At 33.3% G+C, this 10,192-nt stretch carries 9 protein-coding genes and 1 pseudogene; 3 read left to right on the forward strand and 7 right to left on the reverse strand.

Going from position 1 to position 10,192, the window contains the following annotated elements:
* A partial coding sequence (locus tag CBR30_09470) for a hypothetical protein (protein PMQ00752.1) occupies window positions 1-202 on the forward strand: 202 nt, incomplete at its 5' end.
* Window positions 203-232: 30 nt separating this feature from the next.
* Here CBR30_09470 and CBR30_09475 read toward each other — a convergent pair.
* A complete protein-coding gene (locus tag CBR30_09475) occupies window positions 233-1,144 on the reverse strand; it encodes a hypothetical protein (GenBank protein PMQ00753.1) in 912 nt (303 codons plus the stop codon).
* A gap of 80 nt (window positions 1,145-1,224) precedes the next feature.
* The gene (locus CBR30_09480) at window positions 1,225-2,259 is read right to left on the reverse strand and encodes a hypothetical protein (protein PMQ00754.1); all 1,035 of its coding nucleotides are present in this window, start codon (window positions 2,257-2,259) and stop codon (window positions 1,225-1,227) included.
* Window positions 2,260-2,535: 276 nt separating this feature from the next.
* On the opposite strand from CBR30_09480, the pseudogene CBR30_09485 reads away from it, so the two are divergent.
* Window positions 2,536-3,553: pseudogene (locus CBR30_09485) on the forward strand (radical SAM protein).
* Window positions 3,554-3,618: 65 nt separating this feature from the next.
* Here CBR30_09485 and CBR30_09490 read toward each other — a convergent pair.
* From CBR30_09490 to CBR30_09510, 5 genes are read right to left on the reverse strand one after another with little or no spacing between them, the layout of a single operon-like run.
* Window positions 3,619-5,694 carry a kojibiose phosphorylase gene (locus CBR30_09490; protein ID PMQ00755.1) on the reverse strand — a complete coding sequence of 692 codons (2,076 nt, stop codon included), beginning with the start codon at window positions 5,692-5,694 and terminating at the stop codon, window positions 3,619-3,621.
* Window positions 5,666-6,586 (reverse strand): hypothetical protein, encoded by a 921-nt coding sequence (locus CBR30_09495; protein PMQ00756.1) that lies wholly within the window; start codon window positions 6,584-6,586, stop codon window positions 5,666-5,668. The genes CBR30_09490 and CBR30_09495 overlap by 29 nt, the downstream gene beginning before the upstream one ends.
* 39 nt (window positions 6,587-6,625) lie before the next feature.
* Window positions 6,626-7,459 carry a sugar ABC transporter ATP-binding protein gene (locus CBR30_09500; GenBank protein PMQ00757.1) on the reverse strand — a complete coding sequence of 278 codons (834 nt, stop codon included), beginning with the start codon at window positions 7,457-7,459 and terminating at the stop codon, window positions 6,626-6,628.
* Window positions 7,460-7,472: 13 nt separating this feature from the next.
* Complete coding sequence (locus CBR30_09505; protein PMQ00758.1) at window positions 7,473-8,372, reverse strand: ABC transporter permease; 900 nt, start codon at window positions 8,370-8,372, stop codon at window positions 7,473-7,475.
* Window positions 8,373-8,420: 48 nt separating this feature from the next.
* Window positions 8,421-9,668: a hypothetical protein gene (locus CBR30_09510; protein PMQ00759.1), complete on the reverse strand. Its 1,248-nt coding sequence runs from the start codon at window positions 9,666-9,668 to the stop codon at window positions 8,421-8,423.
* A 306-nt stretch (window positions 9,669-9,974) separates the two neighbouring features.
* On the opposite strand from CBR30_09510, the gene CBR30_09515 reads away from it, so the two are divergent.
* Window positions 9,975-10,192 (forward strand): hypothetical protein (locus CBR30_09515; protein ID PMQ00760.1); only part of this gene is annotated, 218 nt, incomplete at its 3' end.

Raw genomic sequence — 10,192 nt, forward strand, 5'->3', positions numbered from 1 at the left:
AGTATTTATGGGAGCATTGTTAGTTATTTACTTAACATCAAAAATAGAGAAGGGAGAGCATAGAATAAAGTTATTAAAAGAGGAATTAAAGAGAGGAATAATAAGCTTCATAAATTTTGCCTTAAGAATAATTGAGATATTAAGATTGAGGTTAAAGATAAGCAAGAAAGGAAGAATTGTGCTTATGATTGGGGGTGATTAAAAATGATTACAGATCAGGGAGAAATTCTTATTACATTTTAAAAATTGAAAATCCCAAAAGAGCTTCCGCTAATTTTTTGTTAATTTTGTATAGGGTTATTAATTCTGAAAAGCCATCTATCCAACTTTTCAGCTCAAAATATGCAATTCCCAAGCCATAGTGGGCAGGTCCATTTTTTGGATCCCTTTTTAAAACCTTTTTGAACATTCTAATTGCTTTATCGAATTTCTCATTTGCTAAATAAACCATGCCAATATCCACATATACATCTAAAAAATCGGGATCCTTTTTCACCACTTTATTATAACTTTCTATAGCTTTTCTCCACATTTTACTTTCATGATAAGCTCTACCTAAGCCATAATAAGCAGGAGTAAAATCTGGGTCCAATTTTATCACTTTTCTAAAATATTTTTTGGCTTCATCCCAATTCTTAAGATTTAATGATGCGACTCCCATCCCATAGTAAGCATCTATATGATCTGGTTTTAATTTTACTACCTCTTTTAGTGCCTCTAAGGATTCACTCCATTTATCAAGATGAAGGTACGCTAAACCAATAAAATAGTATATATCCGCTTCATTAAAATTTATCATTAAAGATACACTGCTATCTTCTTTCTTCTCTTTCTTTAAATCTATTACCTTTTGGAAGAACTCTAATGCCCTTTCCCATTTATTTAGATTGAAATAATTAAAACCTAATAAAAAATATACTCCTAAAGAGCTTGGATCTAAATCAACTATTTTTTCAAGGATGTTTATTGCCTCATCATATCGCTCCATATTAGTATAAACTAAGCCAATTCCCCAGTAGGAAGGCACATATTTAGGATCTAAATTTAAGGCGTGATTAAAAGCTTCTAATGCCTTATCCCATTCTCTTCTTCCGTAATGAATTAATCCCGTATAGAAATGCTTTTCTTTTGAAACCTCATTCATGGTATTAATTTTAAAATAATTATCTCTTTTTTACAATAAAGCTAACTCCCCCCTACTGAGGAATTTTAGAAAGTTCTCTATTACTTAGCTAAAGTTTCTATTAATTGGTTAATTCTTTTTACAGTATTAATGTGATTATTGGTTGGATCAAGATTTAGTGCCTGCATATAGCAGTCCTTTGCAGAATTTAAATCTCCCAAAATTTCATAAATTATCCCCAAGTCATAATAGTAGGATGCTAATAACTTTTTATCCTTCTTTGCCTCGATTACGCTTCTCAACTTAAGCATTTCTTCCAAAGCATCCTTTACTAAATCCGCTTTCAATAAAGAAATAATCCTTTCTTGCTCCTTTACTTTAAGATCCTCCCAATTTACAATGTATTTTACAAAATATGGAGATATAGTTTTTACAATAGAAGTAACAATTTTCTGGGATAAATCGTTAAAAATCTCTCCCTCTGCTTTTGGGGGTTCACTTTTTCGGACCGCATAAGGTAGTCTCGAAATTACATCCTTAACTTCATCATCAGGAACACCATAGAGTAAAGGAGCCTGATAGTATGTTTCTTCAAATTTTTGAGAGAAAGTTCTGCTTACAATAATTTGGGAGGTAGCAACTGAAATAACTCTAAAGGAACAGCTTAAATAAGCCTGACGAGTTATAGTAGGAACTATTACTCTATAAGTAACATCACTATATTTCTTACTTGGGATATAATATAATTCTTCACCTCTTACATCTTTTATATTTAAGTCGTCTAAAGATACTAATACTATACCTTCTACTCCTGCAAGCTTTCCAAATTCTACAGCCTTTTCAATATCTACCAATCCCCATGAAGAAAGCCTCATCTCCTGAAGAATAGCATCAAGTTTTTGCCTTTCTAAAATTTCAAAATACTTCATCTCTGATAGACTTGAAATAAGCATGTTTGATATTTTTCTACTGTACTGCTCATCTAATGGAATAATGGCAATTCTCCTAATTCCTATATCAACCTCAGGACGTACCTTGTATGTAACAACTGCTCGATATGGTGGAGCACATCCAGCTATAAGGAATAATAAAGTTAAGAGGGTTAAAAAGGATAAAAATTTAAAAATTTTTTTCATACTTAATCCCTCCCCTTTTTAGGGTATTAACCATGAAACTCTAAGTTTTTATTATCCCATACATAATTATAACATTTTATAAAATTATTTCAATTGTGAGAACACCTGGAAAGACAATTGATATGTACATAGTTACCACCCTTGACAAATAGAGATAAATTCTTAATAAACAAGCCATAAAGGGGAAAAAGATCCTTTCCCTTATACATCATTTATCCATACCTATTTGCCCAGATCAGTAATAACACAATTGACATTATTTCAAAGGGGGAAAGTATGCTGTATCCTATAGATTCTGCAGGAATAATACTAACTTATAAATGTTCATCAAGATGTAAGCATTGTCTTTATGCAAGTGGGCCAGAATGGACCGATTTTATAAGTAAAGAGTATTTGGATATCCTTCTTCAAGGGATTAAAAAAATTTGGAAAGATTACATACCTCCAAGAAATAAGAATATTCTTTTTCATGGAATTCACTTTGCAGGGGGAGAGCCCTTCTTGAATTTTCCCCTACTTCTTTATGCAGTAAAGAGAGCCCATGAGCTTGGTGTATATATGGGTTATGTTGAGACAAATGCAAGCTGGTGTATAGATAAAAATGATGTTTATGAAAAGTTTTCCCTATTAAAATCTGAAGGGCTCCCCAAGATATTTATTAGCTGTTCTCCCTTTCATGCGGAGAAAATTCCCTTGAAGAGAACTCTCCTTGCTATTGAGGTTGCCATAGAAGTGTTTGGCCCTAAGAATGTAATTGTCTATATGGATCATTTTATAAAAGAGCTTGCAAAGATAGATATAGAAAATCCAATTCCATTAGAGAAATGGGTAGAACTATATGGCAAAGCTGGAGCTGGATATATATTTTGGGAGGGATATGCCCTAATTCCAGGAGGAAGGTCAGGCTTTTATTTAGGGCACCTATTCAAGAGATATCCTGCAGAGGTTTTTAGAGAAGAAAATTGCAGATTTGAGATCTTAGAATCTCAGCATGCCCATTTTGATTTATATGGAAATTACATACCATATTTTTGTGGAGGTCTTTCCTTGGGTAAGATAAAGGATTTAGAAGAGTTTTACAATAATTTTGATCTGGAAAAACTCCCCCTTGTAGAAATCCTTGTGGAAAAGGGTCCCTATGGGCTTATGAAGTATGCAGAAAAGTTTGGTTTTAAAAAAACAAGAAGGATATGTGGGGAAATGCCACCTTTGTGTAGATGTAAGAAGATTTTTAAATGATATTTTCCCACACTCTATAGAGCTAAATCCTAAGGAGTTTTATAAATATTTGTAAAAAATTAATCTCTTTACATAAAAAAGAATAGCTTTAAAAGATTAGGAGGCGAAATAAATCGCCTCCTATACTTTCTTTATATTAAGCTCTAAGATATTTCCTTTATAGTGTAAATTCATTTTCAATTTTTTCCAATTGTTGGGGAGTTTAGGATCAAATCTTAAACCTTTCTCGTCTACTCTTATCCCCAAGAATCCAAAAACTATGGATTCCCATGTCCCACCTATTGCTGCAGCATGTAAACCAAGTTTTGTATTTCCCATTAAATCTGATAAATCCATTTCTGATGTTTTTTTGAAATATTCATATGCTAACTCTGTAAGCCCTAATCGGGCTGATACCACAGCATGCATAGATGGTGAAAGAGAAGAAGAATGGACTGTCAAAGGTTCATAATATTTAAAATTTATTATCTTTTGATCTGTGGGGAAATCATCATAAAAGAGGAAAAATAGAGCAATTACATCCGCCTGCTTTATTACTTTACTCTTTACTACTCCACTATGTCCTAATATGGCATCTGCTGGCTTCCCACTTTTCTTTATCTCTTCCACGTCTACTTCTTCTAATTTGTTAAACCCTTCAAATTGCTCTATAAACTTTCCTTGTGATGGGAGATATATCTTTTCCGCAACCTCCTCCCACATTCTTCTTTCTTCTTCCCTAAATTTTATTCTCTCTTTTATATCCTTTGCTTTCTCAGGATCTTTTACTTCTACAAGCTCTAAAACTTCTTTCGCCTTTAATAGATTCCATCTCGCAAGATAATTTGTGTAATAATTGTTATCTACTTCTTCATGAAATTCATCAGGTCCTATCACTTTTAATATCTCATATGTGTCCCTCAAAGAATTGTATCTTGCCCTGGAAACCCAATATCTCGCACTCTCTATAAACATTTCTACTCCATAGTCAAAAAGAAATTTTTCATCGCCTGTAACTAAGTAATATTGCCAAAATGCCCACATTACATCTCCTGTAATGTGAATCTCTTGCTCTCCTGTAAGTATTCTTACTTTCTCTCCTGTTTTTGCATCCTTTCCCCACTTTGGTGTCTCCTCTTCCCCTGTGTCCGCACTCTCCCATGCTATACTGATCCCCTCATATCCTTCTTCCTTTGCTTTTTTTCTATATCCTTCTATGCAATGATATCTATAAAGAAGAAGATTTCTTGCTATCTCTGGAAATGTATATAAAAAGAAGGGAAAAACAAAAATTTCATTATCCCAAAAGATATGCCCTTTGTATCCTTCCCCACTTAATGCCTTTGCAGGTATACTCACTTTAGAAGAATGCCATGGTGCCATCTGCAAAAGTTGAAATATGGCATATCTTATATTCCTCTGGGAGATATCATCCCCTTCTATCTCTATATCCGCTCTATTCCACAAAGCTTTCCACTTTTCTTTATGTTTCTCCTCTATCTCTACATCTTTTTCTATCCTCTTTAATCTTTCTAAGGGATTTTCTCCATCTATTCTGTTTTCTGTTACCCATATGTATTTCTTTAATCTTGCTTTCTTACCTCTTTCTAAATAGGTGTGAAAAATTTTCCCAATTTTCCTCTCCTCTAATATCAAAGATTCCTCATTAAAATTTTCTCCTTCATGTTCTAAACGAAAGCCTATTTCAATATTTGATTCCTTCGTCTTCAAAATCAAAAATTTTTCATCTTGATATATATTAATAAGATGGTCATATCCAATCTTTCTTTCTGTATTTATCAATGAATCAAGCTCTATTTCTACATTTTCCTTTGCAGTGATCTCTATTTCCCAAAGTAAAAGATTTTTATCTGCCATTGATGCAAACCTTCTTGTAATTACTTCTACCTTCTCATTAGAAACGTATCTTTCCAAAATTCCATTTTCTAAATGAAGAACCCTTTTGTATTCATTAAAAGAAAGGGGCTTTTTATCTATATATAGATTTGCTTCAAAGGGATTCCCAAGATTTACTAATTCTGTAACATCTTCAGGTGGTCTATTGTAAACCCCATTGATAAATAGACCAACCTCTTCCTGGTTCCAGCTTTCTTCCTCTACCCCTCTTACTCCTAAATATCCATTCCCTAAGGTGAATACTGTCTCCCATTTTCCTATATCTTTTCTATTAAAACTTTCCTGCACTATTTCCCACATTGTTGAGCTCTCCCTCCTTCTTTATAACTTCCCATAATATTTCTACAAATTTTTCTGGTCCTCCACCTATATGAATAACTTCTTTTGGTACTCCATTAGGTTCCTTTCCAACAGATATAAAAGTAGCTCCTTTAGTATATTTATTGAGCATTAAATAATCGCTACCATCTACTTCTCCTATTGGTCCAAATTCATCTCCTAATATTAACATTTCTTCAGGTAATACCCCTAATTTTTCCCTAACAAATTTTGTGGAATCAGATTTATCGGTAAGTCCTACCTCAATATGTTTCACATCACTAGTAATCCTTGGATCCTTTAGACCAATTTCAAAGGAAATTTCCTTAGTTCTCTTAATAAGATAGCTTAAAGAGGGAACATTATGGTCCTTTAATCTTTTATTTACTGCTATAAGAAGCTCATCGATTTTTGATTTTGGTGGATCTGCCCATTCTGGAAGAGGGATTAAATCTATTTTTCTTCTATTTAATCTGTTGTAGATTATATCTACATCCAAATTATATTTTATCTTTACTTCATTTTTAAAAGTTTCAGCAATTCTATTTAGTTTATCTTCCTCTTCAGAAGTTGCAACTCTTCTTTCCAAAGTAATAAAATCTCCATCTTTCCATTGAAAAACCTCAGAGCCTCTATTAGTACAGAAATATAAATTATAAGCTAAATCTCTATCCAGCCAAGGACCAACTTGTCTCCATACATTATTTATATTAGTCCCCGTAATAATGACAATTTTAATACCTAATTTTAATAATTGATGAAAGGGTTCCTTTAAATACTCAGCAGAAGAAAAACGATCTGGCACAGCAGTGCCATCCCAATCAAAAATTATAGCCTTAAATCTTTTTTTAGATAGTAGTTCTATCATATGCATACATCTGCCCCCAACTTCTTCATACTTTACTTTTTTCCTCTACCCTCTAAGACCTGTAGTTACTATACCTTCTAAGAAAGCTCGCTGAGCTAAGAAAAAGATTATTATACATGGTAAGATGGAAATAAGAGTTGCGGCAGATAAAAGATTTGTATATCTAAAATATAGATTTTTATATGAAAGAAGAGCTAAAGAAAGAGTATACTTTTCTGTACTGGAAATATAAATGAGAGGACCCAAAAGGTCATTCCAATGTCCTAAGAAAGAAAATACCGCAACTGTTGTAAGAGCAGGGCGAGAAAGAGGGAGAATGATTTGCCACCAAACTCTAAAAGAAGATGCTCCATCTATATACGCTGCATCTACCAAATCTCTCGGAATTGTGAGAAAAAATTGTCTTAGTAAAAAGATAAAAAAAGCTGACCCAAAGAAAGATGGAACAAAAAGAGGTTTAAAAGTATTTATCCATCCTAAAAAATAAAAAATTCTATAAATTGGGATCATAGTTACTTCTCCAGGAAGCATCATTGTAGAAAGAACCAGTAAAAATATTAAATCTCTACCTTTAAATCTTAAAAAGGAAAAGCCAAAGGCTACCAACGAACTAGATAATAATGTTCCTAAAACTCCCATAAAGGTTACAAAAGAAGTATTCAATAAATAACGAAAGAAAGGTTGTTGAGTAAATACCTCTATATATGCCTCTAAAGTAAAAGGATTAGGAATCCATATATCTCTTGCTGTATCTTCAAGTCTCATAAAAGATCGAGAAATTAGCCATGCTACAGGGAAAAGGACAAGAATTGCTCCTGCTGTAAGAATAGCATAGATAATTAACCTTGTAAGAAATTTCTTAAAAAATTTTAAATACATTTAACCACCTTCCTCATTTCTTAAGTTCTGTTTCATAATAAACCCATAAAGGAGAAGATTTAAATATTAAAAGAGTAATTAATAAAATTATAATAAAAAGAATCCAAGCAAGAGCGGAAGCATATCCCATTTTAAAATCTACAAAAGCATTAACATAAAGATATAGTACATAAAATAAAGCGGAATTTTGGGGACCTCCTTGAGAACCAAACATGAAATATGCTGGAGAAAATACCTTAAGAGAACCAATTACAGCCATCACAAAGTTAAAAAATATCACTGGAGAAATCATAGGTAAAGTTATGTATATAAAACGTTTAAAAGGACCTGCTCCATCTATTTCCGCTGATTCGTATAATTCCTTAGGAACTCCTTGTAAAGCTGCTAAAAATATTACCATGGCTCCTCCTACTCCCCAAATACTCATTAGGACCAATGCTGGAATAACCCATTTAGGATCTAAAAGCCAGGCAGGTCCAGAAATTCCAAACCAGCTTAAGATACGATTAATAAGTCCAGTGGTAGGATTTAGAAGCATCATCCATAACAGAGCCACAGAAGCTCCTGAAACAACTGTAGGAAGATAATAAATAGTCCTATATATTTGCTGTCCTTTTATTTTTTGGTTTAAAAGAACAGCAAGAATAAGAGCCACTGTTATCTGACTTGGAACAGCTAAAATTGTAAAATAAAAAGAATTTCTTAATGATTTATAAAATAAAGGATCTTTAAAAATATCTCGATAATTTTGAAAGCCTATCCATTCTGGAGTTGTAAAAACATTCCATTTTGTAAAGGAATAAAATAAAGAAGCCACCATAGGACCAAGAGTAAAAACAAAAAAGCCAATTATCCAAGGAGAAATGAAAAGATAACCCTCTATATTCTTTAATATTTTTTTAAACATACTCATCTCTTTAAAGGGGAAGGGGTTAAAATCTTCCCCCTTCCCCTTTATCCTTTATTCCCCTCCTTTTAAAATTTTATTAATTTTCTCACATGCCTCTTTAAGGGCTACTTCTGGAGATTTTGGATTGAAGCTTGTTAAGACCGAATCTCTAAGTTCATCTAAGACTCTTCCAATAGCACGACTATCAGGAGACTTAAATTGAGGTTCTTGTAAGTCTATGGCTTTAATAAATAATTCTGCACCAGGGAATTGCTTTGCAAATAAACTTCCTGAACGTTTACTCCCTGGTATTTGTGTCTTTGTTAGAGCTAAAATATCTTGTGCTCTTGGATCTGCAGTAAGGAAGGTTATAGCTGTAAAAGCTGCTTCAGGGTTGGGTGCCTTTGCAGGAATAGCTAATCCTACCACCTCCATTTCTCCTGAACCACCAAAATTTCCTTTACCTGGCTGTAATGCAAGTCCCCACTTAAATTTTGTAATCTTTGTAAGAATAGGCATGAAGTAAGGACCTACATCACAGAACATAGCTACCTTTTCTGCCATAAACATATCAATAGGTCCCATACCTCCTGTTTCTTCTGGTTTTGGCGCAGCCCCGTGTACCCATACTAAGTCATATACATATTTCAGAGATTCTAAAGCTTCAGGTCTATTTAACATACACCTCTTACCTTCTCTATCTAATACTCTTCCTCCAAATTGATATAACCATTGATTCCACCAAGGAAATCCTGAACCCCATCTCTTTCCAGGTATGGTTAATTTTTTTGCATTTGCAAGATATTCTTCAGGTGTCCAAGCTTTTCCAGGAGAAGGAGGTTGTATTCCTGCCTCATTTAACATATCAAGATTATATGCCATTAATTTTGTATTCATACGGAAGGGTAAACCATATAATTTTTTATCCCAGTACATAGCATCTAAAGCCTTTCTATAATAAGCAGCGGTATTTATACGAGAAATATAGTTATCCAAAGAACTCAATGCACCCCTCGCTGCAAAAGCAGGAATATGAGCTCCTCCTATAGCTATAATATCAGGAACATCCCCTGCTCCAATCATGGTTAAGACTTTTTCCTCATACATATCTGGAATGTGTACTGGAATAACTTCAATTTCATTTTGGGAATCATTAAAGGCTTTAATCATTGCTTCATAAGCTGTTTTTTCCTCTTTACCACCCCAGAAAGTAAAACGAATTTGGACCTTTGAAGATGCCCCAAATCCTTGTGTTAGAAGAAATAGGGCAAGAAAGAATAAAGTGAACCCCTTAAGAAGAAAATTTTTTGTTCGCCACATACTTTCACCTCCTCAAAGTTTTTTGCGGGATTTATATTTTTCCCGCTTTATGGCGAACGTTCGCTCATATATAAAATATCCTATCCCAAACTTTTTGTCAAGAGTTCTTTTAACTGTCCTGTAATCATTTTTTGAAAAGAAAAACCTCCCAGGGTTAGAATTAGATTAGAAAGATATCATATCCCAACCCCGGGAGGTGAAAACTATAGTCATAGCAAGCTTTATCTTTAAACCTTGTTAATCCCATTAAATACTCCTCTACTCAAGCTTTGGTAAATAGATTTAGAAGATTTTTTACATATCTAATTGATTGAAAGTATCTCTTTACTTCTTCCATTAATTCCAAAAGGGACAGTTTTTATCTTTGATAGAGAATTTACATATAGAAGACTGATGGAATTTCTAAAAGATAAAGGGATGAATTTTGTTATCAGGTTAAAGAAGAATGTTTATGTAAACGAGAAGCTAATAACCATGTTGCCAAAAGGGATTTATGAAGGAGTTCTAATTCATGGGATAGTAGC

The sequence above is a fragment of the Dictyoglomus sp. NZ13-RE01 genome (assembly GCA_002878375.1).
Classification (GTDB): Bacteria; Dictyoglomota; Dictyoglomia; order Dictyoglomales; family Dictyoglomaceae; genus NZ13-RE01.

Excerpts from the sequence above, each read along its gene's own strand:
- CBR30_09475 (PMQ00753.1), bottom strand. The coding sequence starts at position 1,144 with ATGAATGAGGTTTCAAAAGAAAAGCATTTCTATACGGGATTAATTCAT.
- CBR30_09480 (PMQ00754.1), bottom strand. The coding sequence starts at position 2,259 with ATGAAAAAAATTTTTAAATTTTTATCCTTTTTAACCCTCTTAACTTTA.
- CBR30_09490 (PMQ00755.1), bottom strand. The coding sequence starts at position 5,694 with ATGTGGGAAATAGTGCAGGAAAGTTTTAATAGAAAAGATATAGGAAAA.
- CBR30_09495 (PMQ00756.1), bottom strand. The coding sequence starts at position 6,586 with ATGCATATGATAGAACTACTATCTAAAAAAAGATTTAAGGCTATAATT.
- CBR30_09500 (PMQ00757.1), bottom strand. The coding sequence starts at position 7,459 with ATGTATTTAAAATTTTTTAAGAAATTTCTTACAAGGTTAATTATCTAT.
- CBR30_09505 (PMQ00758.1), bottom strand. The coding sequence starts at position 8,372 with ATGAGTATGTTTAAAAAAATATTAAAGAATATAGAGGGTTATCTTTTC.
- CBR30_09510 (PMQ00759.1), bottom strand. The coding sequence starts at position 9,668 with ATGTGGCGAACAAAAAATTTTCTTCTTAAGGGGTTCACTTTATTCTTT.